The 18,699-nt window shown below is 55.1% G+C and carries 12 protein-coding genes; 5 read left to right on the plus strand and 7 right to left on the minus strand.

The window, feature by feature from the left end:
• Window positions 1-11 precede the first annotated feature (11 nt).
• On the plus strand, window positions 12-1,247 hold the full coding sequence (locus PLD04_00710; GenBank protein ID HXK66837.1) for an alpha/beta hydrolase-fold protein: 1,236 nt from the start codon (window positions 12-14) through the stop codon (window positions 1,245-1,247).
• 19 nt (window positions 1,248-1,266) lie between these two features.
• On the opposite strand, the gene pbpC is transcribed toward PLD04_00710, so the two are convergent.
• A complete protein-coding gene (gene pbpC, locus PLD04_00715) occupies window positions 1,267-3,555 on the minus strand; it encodes a penicillin-binding protein 1C (GenBank protein ID HXK66838.1) in 2,289 nt (762 codons plus the stop codon).
• Entirely contained in the window at window positions 3,552-9,005 is a 5,454-nt protein-coding gene (locus PLD04_00720) for an MG2 domain-containing protein (GenBank protein ID HXK66839.1), read from the minus strand. The genes pbpC and PLD04_00720 overlap by 4 nt, the downstream gene beginning before the upstream one ends.
• A gap of 359 nt (window positions 9,006-9,364) precedes the next feature.
• On the opposite strand from PLD04_00720, the gene PLD04_00725 reads away from it, so the two are divergent.
• Window positions 9,365-10,027, plus strand: coding sequence for a hypothetical protein (locus PLD04_00725; protein HXK66840.1), 663 nt, complete (start codon window positions 9,365-9,367; stop codon window positions 10,025-10,027).
• A 29-nt stretch (window positions 10,028-10,056) separates the two neighbouring features.
• On the opposite strand, the gene PLD04_00730 is transcribed toward PLD04_00725, so the two are convergent.
• From PLD04_00730 to PLD04_00750, 5 genes are all read right to left on the minus strand, one after another.
• Complete coding sequence (locus tag PLD04_00730; GenBank protein ID HXK66841.1) at window positions 10,057-10,389, minus strand: hypothetical protein; 333 nt, start codon at window positions 10,387-10,389, stop codon at window positions 10,057-10,059.
• A 53-nt stretch (window positions 10,390-10,442) separates the two neighbouring features.
• Window positions 10,443-11,507 carry a hypothetical protein gene (locus PLD04_00735; protein ID HXK66842.1) on the minus strand — a complete coding sequence of 355 codons (1,065 nt, stop codon included), beginning with the start codon at window positions 11,505-11,507 and terminating at the stop codon, window positions 10,443-10,445.
• A gap of 88 nt (window positions 11,508-11,595) precedes the next feature.
• A complete protein-coding gene (locus PLD04_00740) occupies window positions 11,596-13,689 on the minus strand; it encodes a M3 family metallopeptidase (GenBank protein HXK66843.1) in 2,094 nt (697 codons plus the stop codon).
• Between the two features lie 156 nt (window positions 13,690-13,845).
• The gene (locus PLD04_00745) at window positions 13,846-15,969 is read right to left on the minus strand and encodes an adenylate/guanylate cyclase domain-containing protein (protein HXK66844.1); all 2,124 of its coding nucleotides are present in this window, start codon (window positions 15,967-15,969) and stop codon (window positions 13,846-13,848) included.
• Window positions 15,970-16,029: 60 nt separating this feature from the next.
• A complete protein-coding gene (locus PLD04_00750; protein ID HXK66845.1) occupies window positions 16,030-16,611 on the minus strand; it encodes a YdeI/OmpD-associated family protein in 582 nt (193 codons plus the stop codon).
• A gap of 167 nt (window positions 16,612-16,778) precedes the next feature.
• Between PLD04_00750 and PLD04_00755 the strand changes: the two genes are divergently transcribed.
• Genes PLD04_00755 through PLD04_00765 form a run of 3 tightly spaced genes read left to right on the plus strand, consistent with a single transcriptional unit; the run spans window position 16,779 to window position 18,692 of the window.
• Complete coding sequence (locus tag PLD04_00755; protein HXK66846.1) at window positions 16,779-17,156, plus strand: GntR family transcriptional regulator; 378 nt, start codon at window positions 16,779-16,781, stop codon at window positions 17,154-17,156.
• Complete coding sequence (locus PLD04_00760) at window positions 17,156-18,025, plus strand: ABC transporter ATP-binding protein (GenBank protein HXK66847.1); 870 nt, start codon at window positions 17,156-17,158, stop codon at window positions 18,023-18,025. The genes PLD04_00755 and PLD04_00760 overlap by 1 nt, the downstream gene beginning before the upstream one ends.
• Entirely contained in the window at window positions 18,015-18,692 is a 678-nt protein-coding gene (locus PLD04_00765; GenBank protein HXK66848.1) for an ABC-2 transporter permease, read from the plus strand. The genes PLD04_00760 and PLD04_00765 overlap by 11 nt, the downstream gene beginning before the upstream one ends.
• Window positions 18,693-18,699: the final 7 nt, after the last annotated feature.

Raw genomic sequence — 18,699 nt, forward strand, 5'->3', positions numbered from 1 at the left:
AGGTTCGCGCCATGAAACGGTATCTACCCATGTTATTCCTGATCCTGATGGTGATGGCAGGCATCACCACCCCCCTTCTCCTGGCCGGGGATTCGGGGAAGGATATCGTGATCGGCAAAGCCTATACGATTTCCTCGAAAATACTCAATGAAGAGAGAACGATCCTGGTTTATACACCTTTCGGGTATGAAAACCCTGAGGTGCGCCTTCCCGTGCTCTACCTCCTGGATGGAGAGGCCCATTTCCATCACATTTCCGGCCTGGTCCAGTTTTTCACCAAGAATGGCCTGATTTCTCCCATGATCGTCGTGGCCATCTCCAATACCGACCGGAAGCGGGATTTTACGCCCACCCGTGTGGAAAAGCTTCCCACCGGAGGCGGAGCCGATCAATTCCTGGATTTTATGGAAAAGGAACTCTTTCCCATGGTGGAGTCGAAATTCAGGACCCAACCCTATCGAATCCTGGTGGGCCATTCCCTCGGAGGTCTCTTCGCCGTTCACGCCTTCCTGAGCCGCCCGAACCTCTTTCAGGCCACCTTTGCCATCAGTCCGTGGCTTGTTTACGATGTCCAGTCCACCATGAATGACCTGAAGGTCTTTGTAAAGAAGAAATCCCCGGGAGAGAGCTTTCTCTATATTTCTACAGGTAATGAGGAACCGGAAGTGGTTCAGAGCGTCAAATCCTTTATCCAGGCGCTGGAAGAAGCAAAAGTTCCAGATCTTGTAGACGTTTCAGAATTTTTTGAAAATGAAAACCATGGTAGTGTCGTGCACCAGAGTGTCTATAACGGCCTTCGTCACTTATACAAGAAATGGCCCATAACCTCTGATCTGGTCAACCTGGGTGTGGAAGGGATCGAAAAAAAGTTTCAAGAACTCTCTAAAGAATTCGGGTATGAAATTCCCATTCCGGAAGGTGTTCTCAATCTGATGGGATATTACCTCCTGGAAATGGACCGGATCGAGGACGCTGTCTCAACCTTTAAGCGAAATGTGGAGCTTTACCCCGAATCCGCCAACGTCTACGACAGCCTCGGGGAAGGGCTGGAAGCCCTGGAACAGCTTGAAATGGCGAAAAAGAACTATATGGAAGCCATTGAACGGGCCAAAAAACTGAAGGATCCCAACCTGCCCATCTTTCGGGAGCACCTTGAACGGGTGCGCCAGAAGCTTGAGAGTGAAATATCTATGGGGGAAAAGAAAATTCTGAAACCCGGGTCCCCTTCGAGCCACCCCATCTATTAACCGGGATAGTAAGCAATTTTCAGGAACGGCTCTTTCGATACACCTCAAAGGTAATGGCTGCGGCATGGCCGTCGGGGTCGACAATCTGTGCCTCGTGAACCCCATCTTCAAGCGAAGCGGCCAGGCTGTGATCTCCCTTCGTCACGCCGGCAAAGCGTTCATCGATGAACCAGTACATGGGTGAGTTCGTGTCCAGGTGGGCTGCACGCAGAACCACCTGCTGAGTTACGCCGTCATAGTCTCGCGGGATCCAGATCCGGCTTCCCGCCAGGGGATAAATGAATTGAAGCGTCTCCTCCCCGGAGAGAGTGGGGCAGGTCCTTTCATGAACAGGCGGCTTGTCCGTGTTGACGCCGGCCATCCGCAGGTAGGCCGAGATCTTTGGCGGAAAGATAAGGCGGGATTCGTGGCGAACCGATTCACTTTGCCAGCACATACTGCACACTTCTTTTCCCGTATGGGAATCCACGACAAAATCTCGATGATAGGGGCAGGGGCGAACCGAGGGGCTTGATCGGGGAGCCAGCACACGGCGGGTTGATGGACAGAACGGGGATGGACGGAACCCCGTATCAGCGCACACTTCAATCGTTGTAAGGTCATGGGAAGGTTCAGGAAACCAGCCCGATTTCCCGGGAAGCCGGTGATAGATCTGAAAGAGCAGAGGGCCGGCTGTCCTGGAGCCGATCAGATTGGCATTGCCCTCCCCGGTAAAATTCCCGGCCCAGACCCCGATCGTCCAGTCAGGACTGACGGCAAGAGCCCAGGCATCCCTCTGATGAAAAGAAGTTCCCGTCTTCCAGGCCAGGGGATGGGCATCATTCATGAGGACAGGAGCATACTCCCACCCGGGCCGCCGAACGTCTCGAAGGATATCCAGAACGAGATAGGAGGCCCCGGGTGAGATCATCCTGTGCTCGGCGGGAACAGGATCCCCTTCGACGACCGTGATTCCTGAAAAGAGACCGCCCCGGCCCAGTCCCCGGTACAGGGCCACGAGATCCCAGAGGCTTGTCTCCCCTCCGCCAACGACGAGCGTGAGGCCATAGGCCGATGGAGGACGCCACAGCGTGGTCATCCCCGCCTCGGCAAGAAAGTCATGGAAGGGAAGTACGCCATATTGGCGCAGGCTAAAGACGGCAGGAACGTTGAGAGAACGGGTGAGAGCCTCACGGACCGTAACGCTTCCGGAGTAGGTGTGTCCCGCGTTGGCGGGCTCAAATCGTCCGAAGCGCATGGGAACATCGGGAAGAAGGGAATCGGGAAGAAGATCACCCTTTTGAATCGACAGAGCGTAAAGAAAAGGTTTGAGAATCGACCCGGAGGACCGGGGAGCCTGGACACCGTCCACCTGTCCCTGGTGGGTGTGGTCATAAAAGGAGTTTGACCCGACATAGGCCCGGACCCTACCTGTTTGGGTCTCCGCTACCAGGAGGGAAAGATTGTGAATCCCCAGATCGGAGAGCTGCTGGCTCCATCGAAGAGCCTCGGATTCCGCCATACGCTGCAGGTCGGGATCAATTGTCGTTTGAATGGTTTCTCCCGGATGGGTTCCCCTCAGTCGAATCGCCAGGTGAGGGGCCAGGGAGGGCATGGCATAGGGGTGAGAAGGAAGCCTTTCCCGGAGGGCCGCATGGTACGTCGAATCATTCAGTATCCCCCGTGAAAGAAGCTTCTTGAGGAGAGTATCCCTTCGCTGAAGAAGGAGATCCCGGCCTTCCGTCATATTTACCGTAGACGGGGAACGGGGCAGGACGACAAGCGCACAGGTTTCCGCCCAGGTCAGATCGTCTGCGTCCTTGCCAAAGAATCGAAATGCCGCGGCACGGATTCCTTCCAGGTTGCCTCCAAAAGGGGCACGATTCAGATAGTGACGGAGAATGTCCTCCTTGGAACTGCGGAGCTCAAGACGGTAGGCCGAAAAGGCCTCCACTATTTTCGACAGGATCGTTCTTGGCCTCGGGTTGTCAATCCGAATCACCTGCATGGTAAGGGTTGATGCCCCGCTTACGATGGCGCCTGTCTGAAAGTTTTGCACGATGGCCCGAACAACGGCAATCGGATCGATGCCGTGGTGGGAGAAAAACCGCTGGTCTTCCGAGGCCACAAGGGCCGAGACCACCTTTTCGGGAAGGGGTCCGGAATCCAGTGGTAGACGCCAGTAGTCGTCTTCGGAAAGGAAGACCTTTAACACCTTCCCGTTTCGATCGAGAACTACCGTGCCGAAGGGAACCTCGCCCAGCCGGACAGGCCAGGTGACCATGGTCAGGATGGAGGCCAGGACGAGACATAGCAAAAGACGCTTCAACGGACGACCACCTCCGGGTTGGGGATCCGGGCATAGAAGCCGTGATCATACATCGTCTCCGCGTAGGTGGGAGGGAAAGTGAAGGTTCCTTTCGTAACCGTGGAGAGCCGGACGAGGAAGTGATAAGTTCGGGTACCGTGAGTCCGATCCATGAACCAGGACACCCGGTCGTCCCGGATGTCCATGTAGGAAAGATCGGTGTTCCCGGGAAAGGCCTCGGCCCAGGCCGGGGCCGCTTCACCGGTCAGACGGGTATTGGAGATCTCCCATCCCGAGGGAAAGATCTGGGTCACCGCCACGTAATCGAGATCCGCCTGAGGTTTCAGGATGATATGTGCGTAAAAGGTGACACCCTGGGAAAGGGCTGCTGGATCGATCTTTTGTCCGTCCTCTGATAGGAATTCCCGTTCCAGGACCATGCCGCGGGATTCTGCAGGTAGATCGGATTTTTCCGGAATCCCCTGATAGACAACCTCAACAAAGAGTGAGTTTTCACACTGTGACTTCACACGGAGAGTCTGTCCGATTCGATCCGTTGCCGGAAGGGTCAGGACGTAGTGGTCGGAAGAGAAGCCGATCCGGGTATCATCCTCGAAGAGTACCTGCCCCCGCATCTCCCGGGTCCCGGGTTTATGATCCGCAATATATTTTCCCATTCCCATCAGCCCCCAGGAGAGGCCATGGGTCGAGAGCCAGGAGGAAGCCTTGAGTTCCTGGTTGATCAGATCGTACAGCTCACTTGCCTTTGCTTCCTCATGGAAGAGGACTACCATCGTGAGAAGGAGGCCCTGATCTCCGACGGCGGAACCAAAACAGCTTCTCCAGGTGGTTTTATCCCTGTCGATGGCCAGGGTGAGGCTCTTCCTCAGGTCTTCCGCGATTTCCCGTGCGCCCGAAAGCTGGTAGGCTCCGGCCAGCATCCAGCGGTCTTGATTGGAAAGCTCCTTCCAGTGATTTTCCCGGATCAGGTTCAAAGCGGACAGGTTGGGCTGACCCGCCAGGGCGAGGATGTATTGCCGGTATACATTGATTCTCCAGGAATCCCCGACGGTGGGATTCAGGCCGGTCTCATGGGTCAGCCAGGTGTCCAGCATCGAGGGTACGGGATACCCGAGACGACGGGCTTCCACAAGGAAGTGGCCCGCGTAGAGGTTGCTCCACATGGAGGCGGAAGAACGCTCTCCCGGCCAGTAGGAGAACGATCCTTCAGGAAGCATGAATCGGGAAAGGCGATGAATGCCGGCGTTGATCCGGTCATCGATCGTCCGCTCGAGCCACATCTTATCCTTCACATCGGGGGCTGCCGAAAGGATATCCTTCAGGTAAAGCTGGGGAAAGACCGTGGATACCGTCTGTTCGATGCATCCGTACGGATAAGCAATCAGCCAGGAGAGATGCCGGCCGATATAGGCGGGTTTGGACGACCAGATTTTTACCTGGGCACTTCGTGTTCCCGCAAGGCCCATTTGAGGAATCGCAATTTCCACTGTTGCATTTGGTTCCAGGACAACTTCCCGGCTTTCGGTCACTGCGGGATGGACAGGCCGTACAGCGATCTCCACGGTTTCATGGACGGTGACACCGCCTCCCGTGGCAGTGACGGTGACCTTTGCCGGACCGACAGCGGAATCGACATTCATCAAGAAGGCAATATCCCCGTCCCCTGTTCTGGGGAGGTTGAGGGTCTTAGCCTTGCCTTCCTTCGGCTTCATCCCCTTCAGATCGGACAGGGAAACCTTGACCTCGCCGACACCATCCCGGGTCGCAAATACGGTTACCGGGAGGGTGAAGGATTCCCCCGGTCCCAGGACTCTGGGAAGGGTGGGCAGAATCACAAGGTCATCCTTGACCCGGATTGATTTTTCCGCAGATCCGTAAGCCCGCGACCTTGCACCCACGACCATGACCCGGACCTGTCCCATGTAGTTGGGAAGGTCGAAGGTGAGGGATGCTTTGCCCTCTCTGTCCAGCCGGACCGGTCCCTTGAAGAGAGATAGGGGAGGGAACCTTCGGACTTTGACGGGAATCGCCTGGCGGGCCTGCCCTTCGCTTAATCCGCCTCCGACCCGGAAGGTCTGAATCGTCGGTCCCCATGCGGCGCCGATCACCTTGTCAAAAATATCGAAGAACGAAATATCCAGGCCGAGCTTCCGGTAATAATACTCCCAGGGATCGGGTGTGGTGAAATTGGTCAGGGAAAGAAGTCCTTCGTCCACGACGGCGACGGTAACTACAGCGGATTTCCGATCTTCACTCTGGATCTCGACCTTCAGGGTGGTATTGGGCCGGATGACCTCAGGAGCCTTGATGTGAAGGTCGAACCGTGTGGACGGCTCTTCAACACGGAGGGGCATGACCCCATAGGTTCTCAGTGGACGGTCATTTACCGTCTGGGCATGAGGCTGGACGGCTTCCGCGAAGACGTAGACGTTGGGTACCATGTCCACCCGGATCGGCAGATCGACCGTGGTTTCGTCTGATTTCATATCTTTTCTCAGGGACGAAAGCCGCGTATCTCCCTTAACAACGCAGACATAGAGCGACCCTTCCGAGGGGGTCTGGAATTTTACATGGGCTGTATCACCGGGACGATAGAGTGATTGATCCGCTTCCATTTTCAGTGTCGTTCCGCCCCGCATGTTGGATGGATCGAAGGCCCAGGCTGAACCCCGCAGGAAAAATCCTGCGGCATGACCCCCCTGGGGATCCACAACCTCGAGCAGATATTCTCCCGGCTCCTCCAGTTTAACGGACACGGGAACCGGTTCGGTACCCGAAACGACATCAAAGGAGGAGGCCAGACGGGTGGACACATCGTCCTTGTATCGAAGGTGGTAATCGGCGGCGGAATCGTACTCCCACCACCAGTATCGTTCGTTGTAGTAGAGGTTTACCTTGAGCTTTTTTCCCTTGGCCAGCTTGCCGTCGGGATTGGCCAGAACCACGGATGTCGTAAGAAGTTCCCCGGTTTTGATCCAGTCAGCGGCCGGCTGATGAAGACCGACATAGGCGGGGTAGGGATTCAGCGTGACAGTCCGGGACTGGGACACCGGCCTGCCCCCCCTCTCCAGTACATCGGCACGGAAGGTCAGGGAGAGGGAAGAGGGAACATCCTCCAGGACTTCGGGAATACAGGTCACCTGCGCCCTGCCCTCCCCGTCCAGGGTTCCTTCTCCCAGGTCCTCCCGGGTAGGTGAAAAAGCCCGGCCTTCATGGGTAAAGGTGAAACCCCGGTAATCTTCAAGGTCGAATGGACGACTTCGGACCTCCGCACGGGCGGAATAGGAAAGCCCCGCTCCGGGAGCTCCAAAGAGGTAGTCGGCTCCAATCTGAACGGGAATGGGCTCCCCGGTCAGGGAGTAGGCGTCCTTGTCTGTGGTCAGCGTTACCTTGATTTTCGGCGGGGCCACGGTTTCGACCCGAAGGTTCTGCTGAGCCACCCTCGTGGTTCCGACCTTGAGATCGGCCCGCCAGAGCCCCGTTGGTGCATCGAGTCCTGTTTCCAGGTGAAAGACGTGAATTCCCTCCATCCCGGTTTTACTCGTCACTTCCTGAACCTTCTGCTGGATCGGGTTGGACAGGATGAGAGTAAGGGGGAGGTCAACGGGCACCTGATCGACACCTTCCCGCACCATGGCCGCCAGGTGGATCGTGTCCCCCGGACGGTAGACGCCGCGGTCCGTGTAGACAAAGGCTCGAAGTCCACCCGAGGTTGAGGTGCGCACACCCTCGATGGGAAAGTCATCCAGGGAGAGGCCATCGGAGGAGAATTTCAGGAGAACATTCTGCCCGTCTTTTTCTCCCACAAGGAGGTGCCCGGACGGCTTCATAACCGCTTCTCCCTTTGCGTCGGTCCGGGTGCGTTCCATGACCTGGTTCTGGTAGGAGTACATTGTGAGGGAAACGTCGGGTTCCGGTTTCCCCGTGAGAAGGTTGGTCGAATAGATAAGAAGAGATTGACGATCCCTGACAGCCATCAGGCCGATGTCGCTGACCAGGACCGGTTTTGTGACCCTGCCGTGCCGATAGTAATATCCACCCGAACAGGGATGCTCATAGTAATAGCGGTAGTCGTAGCGGTTACGGTCCCAGCCGGAACAGTCGTAATCGGTATCCTCCCGTGTAAAGGAGAGGGAGACAATAAAAGTTCCGCGCCCCAGCCCGGTAAAGAGGGGTTCCAGGTCGAGATCATGCTTTTGCCACGTATTCTTTTGATTCTGGATGTTGAGTTTTTTTGATACGACAACATCTCCCACACGGGAAAGTTCATAAAAAGATTCTGTCCGATCCTCCAGATCGTTGACCTGAAGAAACTGACCGATATTGTCCGGAAAGACCCGGTAAACCTCAAGCTGGAGCCGATTGAGGTTCATCGTCTTGAAACTCAGACGTTCCTTTGCGGAAGAGGTCAGGTAGACTCCCCTGGAAGTGAAGGCGACATCAGGCTTCATATCCTCAAACCGGATGAGCTTGGTTACGCCTTCAGTTGTGGATCCTCCCCAGATGTTGGCGATACCCGGCAGGATTTCCAGTGAGTAATCCTTTTCCCGTTCAAACGGGCCGGTAATGAGGATCATCGTTCCGCGGGCCGTGACCTTGAGGGGAAGATTCGGTGTCACCGAAATATAGGCGGTGTAATCGGCTGTCTCTTTAAGAGGTTCGGTGAAGTGGGCCTGGACTCCCATCTGACCCTCTTCCTCCAGGGTGGACCACGAGCGGACGGCCATGGCCTGAACCGGTTCAAGCGTAAAAGTTTTTTCTACGGTCTGAATCAATTCCAGTGGATCTCCGGGGACGATAACCTTAAGAGACTGGGATTTGTCGCCCCTTCTGATCTCCGCCGTTTTTCCGCGATAGACCGGTCTGGTTCCCTCCTGTTTCCAATCACAGGATGGCTGGACGGATGCTTTCAATACATCAAGGGGAACAGGATGGACAAAGGTAAGGGTCAGATTTAACGTCACCCGGGTGGGATCGCCCGGTTTTACCGGAAGAAACGAGACTTCCTGAGCCACGAGTTCATTTCCGGGAGTCGTAAAGGAAAAGGAAAAGGGAGCCATCCGGGAGAGAGAGCTGGACACCCTGGAGAGGTTGAGTGTGGCATGATAGGTAGTTTTTGGCTTCAGAGGTTCGTAGGGTTCGCAGATGATCGTCCGGGTGTCCATCCAGGAAATGGCTCCGCGAATTGCCGGATCAAAGGCGAACAGATCGGAAGAGGCGGCCGTTCCACCGGTGATCCCGGGAAGAGGTTGAACAAACCGTACAGCAATCCGGGAAGTGAGAGAGAGGTTTCCGGATGTAGCCTCTTCAATAACGCCTTTCCATCGCCGTCCCACATCCTGACCGGAGAGTGGGAGAGAGGGATCCGTCAGGGTGGTCTCACCTGCAGGACCGCAGCCCAGGATCGACAGCATACAGACCAGGATGGAAGCAGTGAATAGCGATCTCATGGTTTACCCCCGAACTTGGTATCGTTACAACAACTCTCCCTGATCTTCCGGGAAAGGAATAGCTCTGAATCGATGGCTACCTTCACATGGTTGGAATATGGTGTTGTCATGGTCGCACTCTCCCCGGTATCTTCACTTCCATGATGCATCAGGTTCATCACGGGACGATGAAGCCTGTGTGAACGGATTGTGCGGCCGGGAGCCGGGTACCCTCCGGATCCGGTACTGCGACAGTCTACAGCCGGCCGTTCACCTCATGGGAATATAATAAGAAACGACAGGGTACCTGAACCCATCGAAATCATAGCACATCAGAAACCTCACCCTGTTCAGGCCGTATAGTCCCAGGGAGGTACATCATGAAACACCTCATCCAGGTCCGAATCACCGGAAACCGAGTTCCGATAGCCCTTGCCGTCCTGCTGTTTCTTTCCGGCTGTTCCTCCCTTCAGGTTGAATCGGTACGGGAATCCCTGGACACGGGGGGGAAACTGAGTCACGTCCTCGTGGATGCTTCCTTTCCTTCCCTGAAGGATAGAGTTTCTGCGGAACAGGCCCTTCTACGGGAAATGAGAGAGGAAAGTCTGGAAGCAACATCGCTTACAACGTGGCTGAAGGAAGAGGCATTAACCCCGGAAAACTTTTCCCGGGTAATTGAGAATCAGGACATTGATGGAATTCTGGTGGTTTCTGAAGGAGAAATACGAACCATCCTGGATGCCCATCCCGATCTGGTGACAGAAGAGGATAGGGATAAGACCCTGCACGTGGCCATCTGTAATCCACTGGACTTTGACGGCCGGTACATGACTCCCCGCCCGGAAAAGTTTGAGGCGGAGGGGGGAAACGAGGTCGAGCTCGTCACTCTCTATTACCTTCTCCTGGATGCCCGAACCGGCCAGGTGGTGTGGAGGGCACGGGCCATTTCCCAGGGTAGACCGGATGGGCGCGGAGCTGTGGCCAGGGATCAGAGCCGGGGAATCATCAGAAAATTGAAAGAGGACGGAATTCTCAGCCGCTGATGAACGGGATGCAGGTGGTACACGATCCTTTAATGGTTTCTTTTCGGGTCGATTTCTCCCTGGATCGGGCGGCTTAAGACCTCATCGGCTTCATGGGATTTTATGGCGTCGAGCGATACGGGGGTCACGACATAGTGCGTGTACCCCTCTTCCGCGGCAACGACATGGATGAAATCGAGCAGTTCGTCCTTGGAGGAGAAAGGACCGAACTTGGGTTGAGAGGTAAAGCGGTCAGATTTCATTTCCCTGAGGTTGGAACCGCTGATACTGGCTTCGAGTATTTTTTTTCCGGAATTATCGATCGATGTATAGAGAAAGAGAGAGATCTTCCTTTCCTTCTTTTCCTTTTTTCTTCTTGGCATGGTGTCCTCCCGGGATGTGCTCACCCACAGGGTATACCATCCCCGGGTAGAATTCAATCGCCCCCGGAACGGACCGGATAGGAGAGGCGGGTGGTGAGGGTGAAGCGCAGGGCGAGACCGATGTCCCGGTCATCGATCCGGTTAAAGCGGAAGTCCCCCTTGAGGCGGACAAGGGGCGTGATCTCCCGCTCCAGGCCGACCCCGATTTCCGCGTACTTCCTGGATTGCCGGTACACATCGGGATTGTCACCCCAGGATGCATAGTTCCGATCCCCTTCGTAGGAGAGAAAGTCCTCTCCCTTCCACCAGGTCGCGAAGAAGGTCAGGTTCCGGAAGGGGGAAACCTCCAGGTTGGCCAGCAAACCCGAACCCTCCGGGGGGCGATCGGGGTAGGCGGGATCGATCGTGATCTTACTCCCAAGGTAATGAAACTGAAGGGAAGATGAGCCCACAACGGGAAGGGAACCGTGAAGTCGAAGGCCGAGGGCTCCCACATTGTTGTTGATCACGCGACCGACCCTCGTCAGTTCACCCCCCTGGTGCCACCAGTGCCACTGGAAGGATACGTCCAGAAAGGAGGCGAAAGTAAAGCGTGTCACGAGACCTGAATCGAAAACTTCACGCTGGTCGGGCGTACAGAGCTTCTGCCAGTCAATGAAGAAATGAACGTGATGCCGGGATGAGGCATGGGTCCAGGAGAGCCCCGACTCGACGGGACGGGTCAGTTCCAGGGTTGACACCTGGATGGGTTCCAGGTATCCGTGGCGCTTTTCCGGAACATAATTACCGAGGATGAACGTGGAATGGGACGTTTCCCAGGCAAAGGAAATATAGGGCCAGGTGTCCTCCATGAAATCATCGCTTCCGTGGCGTCGATTAGCCCAGAGTCCCAGGGTCAGTGCATGGGTTTCCGAGAGTTTGGCTTCCCCCAGGGCGGCCAGCCAGGCTCCAAAGATGGTTTCACCCTCCCGGTAGTCCCCTTCAAACTCGGTGTTGTCTCCATAGAGGGTCACGATTCCCTTCAGAGAATAGTCCTGGGCGGGGAGAAGGGATGGTGTCATCAGCATCATGAAAATAAGGGAAATCAGACAGGGGCGCATTCGGAAGGGCGGGTTCATGGGCCTATTATCTCAAATCGAACAAGAAAGGGTTTCCATAAAAAAATCCCCGCCCGAAGGCGGGGATAAGAATGATTCTGTATGCGGATTATTTCAGGCCGCGACGTACCAGGAGTGGATCGATGGAAGGTTCAGCGCCCCGAAACTTGACGTAGAGTTCCATGGGATCCTGTGTTCCCCCCTTCGAGAGGATGTATTTCCGGAACTTGGTTGCGGTTTCCCTGTCAAAGAGGCTGGTTTCCCTGAAAGCCTGGAAAGCATCGGCGTCCAGGACTTCGGCCCAGAGATAGCTGTAGTATCCAGCAGCATAGCCGCCGGCAAAGATGTGACTGTAATAGGGACTGCGGTATCGGACCACGATCTCGGGAATCAGGCCGATCTTATCCATTGACTGGTTTTCGAAATCGGTGGCCGAAAGTTCGGTTGATTCCGTCAGGGTATGCCAGTCCATGTCCAGGAAGGCCGCGGCGAGGAATTCCGTGGCGATGAATCCCTGGTTGAACTGGTTGGTTTTCTGAATCTTCTCGATCAGCTCATCGGGGATGGGCTCCCCGGTTTGGTAGTGCCGGGCGTAGGAGCGCAGGACTTCCGGCTCCAGGGCCCAGTTTTCCATGATCTGGGAAGGAAGCTCCACAAAGTCCGTGGCCACGTCGGTACCGGACAACCGTTCATAGGTGCAGTCGGAGAGAAGACCGTGGAGGGCATGTCCGAATTCGTGGAAGAGTGTGGTGACCTCTTCCAGCGTCAGAAGAGAGGGGCTTTCCGCCGTCGGTTTCGTGAAGTTCCCCACGTTATAGATGATGGGGGAGATGTTGGTTCCGTTTCGTTTGGACTGCTTCCGGAATGCGCTCATCCAGGCTCCGCCGCGTTTGCTGTCCCGCGGGAAGTAGTCGGTGAGCAGAATCCCGATATGGGATCCGTCAGCATCCTTCACCTCAAAGGTCTTAACATCGGGGTGGTAAACCGGGATGTCATGGCGCTCCTCGAAGGTGATCCCGTACAGCTTCGTAGCAGTATCGAAAACACCTTTGATAACGTTTTCCAGTTTGAAGTAAGGTTTCAGCTGTTCATCTTCTAGATCGTACTTGGCTTTTTTCAATTTTTCTGCATAGTACCACCAGTCCCACGGCTCCAGCTTGAAGGTTCCGCCTTCGTCCCGGATCATCTTCTGGAAGGTTGCGGCATCTTCTTTTGCCTTCGCCAGGGCGGGATCCCAGACCTTGTTCAGGAGGTCGTACACCTTCCGGGGTTCCTTGGCCATATTTTCATCCAGGATATAGTGGGCGTAGGTGGGAAAACCCAGCAGGTTGGCCTTTTCCACGCGGAGGTTTGCAATACGGGTCACAATGTCCTTGTTGTCAAACTCGTCATTGTGGTCCCCCTTTGTGATATAGGCATGAAACATCTTTTCCCTCAGGTCCCGGCGGTCGGAAAACTGGAGAAAGGGGATCAGGCTGGGTTTCTGGATCGTGAAGACCCACGTTCCTTCCTTTCCGCGGGCAGCGGCTTCTTCCGCGGCAGCCTTCACGACGGCGTCCGGCAGTCCGGACAGGTCGGATTCGTTATCGATGACCAGTTCAAAGGCGTTGGTTTCCTTCAGGACATTTTCTCCAAACTTTACAGAAAGGAGGGAAAGCTCCTTGTTGATTTCCCGGAGCCTGGCCTTCTTTCCTTCGTCCAGGTTGGCGCCGCCCCGGACAAAATCCTTGTAATACTTGTCAAGAAGCATGGCGTCCTCGGGAGAGAGGGCCAGGGTGGCCTTCCCATCATAGACAGCCTTGATTCGATGAAAAAGCTTATCGTTCAGAAGGATGTTGTCCGAGTGCTCGGAAAGCATGGGGGCAACGTCCTGGGCGATCTTCTGCATGGCCTCGTTCGTGTTGGCGGAATTCAGGTTAAAGAAGACGTTGGTAACCCGGGTCAGAAGATCCCCACTGTGCTCCATGGCAACCAGTGTGTTCTCAAACGTCGCCGGATCCGGGTTGGCCACAATGGCGTCGATGTTCTTGATCTGTTCCTCCATGCCCTTTTGTATCGCGGGCATGTAGTGCTCTTCTTTAATCTGTTCGAAAGGGGGCACACCGAACGGTGCGTCAAATTCGTTCATAAGGGGATTGGTCTCCCTGGTTGTACAGGATCCTGCAATGAGGGCGAGGATCAGGAGCGATAAGATCTTTTTCATGAAGAGTCTCCTTTTGCTCTGAGGAATTCGAGGGGAAGGCCAAGAGCCTGAGATTCTTGCCTCCCTCTCGCAGTTGTACGAAAAAAACAGGAATCGGGTTTCGTTGTTGTACTGTCATGAATGGGAATTGTATCAGGGTCATGGAGAAAGGGAGGATCAGTCTTTTACATCCAGGCCGACCCGCTTGAAAATTCGCAGGTATCGGGGATCGGTCCGTAGCGGGTCGAAGGCCGGTTCCAGATAGATCCAGGTCACGTAAAGATCCTTCTCGGAAAAGGACCGGTCAAGCCATTGGATGGCTTCATCCTTCTCTCCGAGAGCCGCATATAGAAGGGCGATCAGGGAGGGATAGGAAATTTCAGAAGAGTCATACTCTTTTATTAGGGTATCAAGAATGTCGTGCGCCTGTTTACGCTCTCCCATGGATGTGTAAATATATGCACGGATCGTATCTTTAAAGGCACTCCAGTAGGGTGTGTAATCTTTTTCGAGGCCGACTTCCGCAAGGGCTTCTTCGTACCGTTGCTGGTGCATAAGTACGAGACCCAGGGTCATGTGGGTGCCAATGAAGTTCGGATCCTGTTTGACAATCTCGCGGAACGCGCGCTCCGCCATCCCGTATTCCCGCCGATAGTGATACGCCTCGGCGAGCATGGAATGGATCACGGGGGAAAGGGGGTCCAGATCAAACGCCAGCCTGGCTTCCCTCAGAGCGCCATCCAATTTATTCGTGCTGATCAGGTGGGATGCGTACCATTGATGGAGGGTCGCGTACCCCGGCTTCAGCCGTGCCGCCTGCTCAAATTGCCGGGTGGCTTCATCCCAGTCCCAGTTCCAATCGGACTGGACCACACCCAGAGCTGCGTGGGCTTCGCCCAGAGTGGGATCGAGATCAAGAGCTTTCCTTGCGTACATCTCAGCTTTTGGATAGGCTTCGTCCCCGGACAGGCCACCAATGCTGGGAAGGACGACATAGGTTTCGGCCAGCCCCAGGTAGGGCAGGGCGTAGGTAGGATCTTCATCGAGGGCCTGTTCGAACAGATCCTGTGCCTGCAGGATGTCCTCTTCCGTTCTGAGATTCCAGTAATACCGTCCCTTCAGAAAGAGGTGGTAGGCCTGGGGGTTCAAGGTGGACGGTGCAAGGACCGGGAAATCCTCCTTGCTTTTCATGTGAATTTTCATGTTGCGGACCACGTTTCCCGCAATCGATTCCTGGATCGTAAAGACGTTATCCCTTTTCATCGTGAAGGTATCCGACCACACATGGAATCCATCGGACGCCTGAATAAGCTGGACAGAAATCTTCAGGGTGTCTTCTGCCTCCCGGACGCTCCCCTCCAGAATCATGGAAACACCCAGCTTGCGTCCAATCGTACGAATATCGATGTCACGATTCTTAAACACGAAAACGGAGGTACGGGCGCAGACTTTCAAACCCCGAACCCTTGTCAGTGCGTCGATCAGCTCCTCCGTCATTCCATCGGTGAAGTAGTCGTCGTCAGGATCAGGTGTGAAGTTTTCAAAGGGAAGAACTGCAATCGAGTCGGTCCACACGGAATGGTCGCGGGTCTCCGGGGGAGAGGGGGCAGGGGAGAAGAAAGAGGAACGTTTGCTGAACAGGAAGGCCAGGATGACAACTACGATCATGCCCGCAATGGCAAGGAGAACGATCCCCCGGTAGACTCTTCTTGCCTGTCTCCGGGAGACCGATGGTTCCATCCTGGTACCGGGTCCCGATCGCGATGGTTCCACAAGCCAGGGAAGGGTAATTGAATAGAGTTCGATGGGCGTCTCGATGTTTTTGAGTTTTTGAAGGCCCAGGGAGTCCATCGGGAGGTTAAGAATTTTTGTAATCTGATCGCGGACCTGCTTCGTGATCACTATGCCTGCCGGGGGAGCGAGGGGTTCGATGCGGGCCGCGACATTGACCGTGGTGCCGTGGAGATCGTCACCCTGGTAGATCACATCTCCCGCGTGGATCCCGATCCGCAATATGATCCTGTTTTCCAATTTCTCTTCACGATTTCGATCATGGAGTCGGGTCTGAATCGCCACCGCACACTCCACGGCGTCCACAGAACTCCCGAATTCAACCAGAAATCCGTCCCCCATGGTGCGGATTTCACGGCCCCGAAATTCATTCAGAGCGGATCTGACAATCGCACGATGCTCCTCCAGGAGCACCATGGACTTCGATTCATCCTTCTCGGTGAGAGAAGAATACCCTACCAGGTCGGTAAACATGATGGCGGCCAGTTTCCGTGAGGGTCTCATTTCCATCCGGATCTCCAGACCCGGGTGTTCCAGAAAGGCCAGGACGAAGGGAAATGGCGAATCATACTACTTGAGTCCCAGGGTCTCTCCCCGGGTCAGGCGTTCAACCGCTTCCGAGAGGCGTCGGCGCTTCGTCTCTTCTCGCACTGCCGATGTGATCCAGAGAATATAGGTGCGGCGATGGGAGGACGCGAGCCGGGTAAAGTGCTCCCATGCCGGCGGATGGGACTTCAGAGCATCGGCAATCCAGTCCGGTGTGGTAACCTCCCTTCGGCAAGGTTCAACGTGAGCCTGCGGTTCCGGTTTGTGAATCCAGGGCTCCACATGTCGCAGGCCGGCCTGTGTGAATCCCCCCTGATTCAGTACCCGCCGGGCCCTTCGGCGGTTGGTGGGGCTCCATTGACTCCCTTCTCTGCGAGGAGTGAATTTCCGCAGGTATCGATCATCATCCACCCTGCGGACAATTGAATCGATCCAGCCGAAGGCGAGGGCTTCTTCCACGGAATCTTCGTAGGAAATGGTCGGGTGATTCGTATGTTTTTTAAAGCAGACCAGCCAGATCTCCCTCTCGGAGGCATGGTGACGGGTCAACCAGGTTCTCCAGGATCCCCGATCGGGGCAATGAAGAGAGTTCTCGGGAAGGGACATCAACCCTTATTTTAACACGCTTTTTTCGCTGTTCCTCTGGACCGTGGAGGTCGGTTGGACATCCTCGCCCTTGACAGGGATGAATTTTTGCGCCATAGTGTATATGTGTGATATATACAGTATAAACGATACGAACAGAAAATACGGTTGACCGTCGGGAGAAATCGATGAAGATCATTATCGCCAATGCCTCGCCCGATCCCATCTACGAGCAGATCGCCCGCCAGATCAAAAGCCAGATCATCTCCGGTGAGCTCGAAGAGGGCGAACCTCTCCCCTCCATTCGGAAGCTGGCCCGGGAGCTTCAAATCAGCGTGATCACGACCAAGCGGGCCTATGAGGAGCTGGAGAGAGAAGGCTTCATCGACACGGTGGGAGGAAAGGGAACCTTCGTGGCCTCCCAGAATCGTGAGTTTCTGAGAGAGAAAAAGATGAAGCTCGTGGAGGAGAAGCTGGCTGAAGCGGTGGGTGAGGCTCGCGTGTTGGGAATCGAACTTCCCGATCTCGTGGAGATGCTGGAACTCCTTTACGGGGAGGAGGAATAATGGAATTTGCACTTGAAGTGAACGGGCTGCGGAAAAAGTACGGAACGTTTTCATTGAAAAATGTCACCTTCGCCCTTCCCAGAGGATACATCATGGGGCTGATCGGACCGAACGGCGCGGGAAAGACAACGATCATCAAACTCATCATGAACCTGATCCGCCGGGAGGGCGGGGATATCCGTCTCTTTGGTATGGATACTGTGGAGCGCGAGGCCGAGATCAAAGCCCGGATCGGTTTTGTCTACGATGTCCCTGCCTTTTACCAGGATATCACCCTCCGTGAGATTTCCCTTGCCATCGCTCCTTTCTACGTGAAGTGGGACGATGCGCTCTTTTGTAACCTTGTTGAGCGTTTTGAACTTCCCCTTGCGAAGAAGTTCAAGAAGCTTTCCCAGGGCATGAAGACAAAGTTTGCTTTGACCCTGGCTCTTTCCCACGACGCGGATCTGATTCTTATGGACGAGCCCACGACGGGTCTCGATCCGGTTTTCCGAAGGGATCTTCTCGGTCAACTCAGGTCCATCATGGAAGACGAAGGGAAGTCCATTCTCTTCTCGACCCATATCACCCGGGATCTGGAAAGAATCGCCGACTACATCACCCTGATTCAGGATGGTGCCGTACTCTTCTCCTCTCCGACGGATGACATTCTGAGTCACTGGGCTGTGGTGAAGGGATCGGAGGAACTTCTTCCTGTGGACCGTATTTCTTCCATTGAAGGTGTGCGAAGAGGAACCTATGGCACGGAAATGCTGATTTCCGACGTGGAGGCGGAACGAGGCCACTTACCCGAAGGTGTCGTGATCGAACGTGCCTCGCTGGAGGAAATTATGGTCTTCAAGAAGGGAGAACAGCGCCATGCTTCGTAAGATCCTGCTCTATGAATATCGCATGAACCGGACAAATCTGTTTATTAATGGAGGGCTTTATCTCTTCTATTTCGCAGGGCTATCCTTTTTTGACATGTCGGCCACGCTCTATGTATCCATCTGCGGTCTCATGTCCACCATGCTCCCCGTTACATGCCTCACGAGAGAGGATAAGTTCGGGGCCGGCAGCCTCATCGTCAGCCTTCCGATCACGCGGCGCACCATCTGGAACCACAGGTATGCGGCCGCCTGGATCTCGGCGGGTATCATGATGACCCTGGCCCTGGCCATCGGATGGCTGAACCCATGGGCCCGCGTGGATCTGAGCGGCGCCCTGACTCTGCCGGGCATCCTCCTGGCCCTGGGTTCACTGGCTGCCTTCCTGGCTCTGCTGATGCCCTTTCTGGTCCGATACGGATTCAAGGGACTCTTCTTTTCCCTTATTGGGGCCCAGTTGGTCTCCGTTCTTCTCTTTCTCCTCACGATCATGCCGGGTACTCGACGATATGTGGGGGGAGGCGTGGATGGAATCGTTCACATGGCTCGATCCATGCGAGCCATGAGTGATGATCCCGCCTATCTTCTCTCCATGGGATTCATCATTCTCGGTCTGATCCTCGTCACCTATGTCATGTCCGGCTGGCTCTATGCCCGCAGGGAACTCTAAGGAGAAT

The organism is Thermoanaerobaculia bacterium (assembly GCA_035593605.1).
In the GTDB taxonomy this organism is placed as follows: Bacteria; Acidobacteriota; Thermoanaerobaculia; order UBA2201; family DAOSWS01; genus DAOSWS01.

Bases quoted from the DNA above. Each gene is read 5' to 3' on its own strand.
- PLD04_00710 (HXK66837.1), top strand. From the start codon at position 12: ATGAAACGGTATCTACCCATGTTATTCCTGATCCTGATGGTGATGGCA.
- PLD04_00720 (HXK66839.1), bottom strand. From the start codon at position 9,005: ATGAGATCGCTATTCACTGCTTCCATCCTGGTCTGTATGCTGTCGATC.
- PLD04_00725 (HXK66840.1), top strand. From the start codon at position 9,365: ATGAAACACCTCATCCAGGTCCGAATCACCGGAAACCGAGTTCCGATA.
- PLD04_00730 (HXK66841.1), bottom strand. From the start codon at position 10,389: ATGCCAAGAAGAAAAAAGGAAAAGAAGGAAAGGAAGATCTCTCTCTTT.
- PLD04_00735 (HXK66842.1), bottom strand. From the start codon at position 11,507: ATGAACCCGCCCTTCCGAATGCGCCCCTGTCTGATTTCCCTTATTTTC.
- PLD04_00740 (HXK66843.1), bottom strand. From the start codon at position 13,689: ATGAAAAAGATCTTATCGCTCCTGATCCTCGCCCTCATTGCAGGATCC.
- PLD04_00745 (HXK66844.1), bottom strand. From the start codon at position 15,969: ATGGAAATGAGACCCTCACGGAAACTGGCCGCCATCATGTTTACCGAC.
- PLD04_00750 (HXK66845.1), bottom strand. From the start codon at position 16,611: ATGTCCCTTCCCGAGAACTCTCTTCATTGCCCCGATCGGGGATCCTGG.
- PLD04_00755 (HXK66846.1), top strand. From the start codon at position 16,779: ATGAAGATCATTATCGCCAATGCCTCGCCCGATCCCATCTACGAGCAG.
- PLD04_00760 (HXK66847.1), top strand. From the start codon at position 17,156: ATGGAATTTGCACTTGAAGTGAACGGGCTGCGGAAAAAGTACGGAACG.
- PLD04_00765 (HXK66848.1), top strand. From the start codon at position 18,015: ATGCTTCGTAAGATCCTGCTCTATGAATATCGCATGAACCGGACAAAT.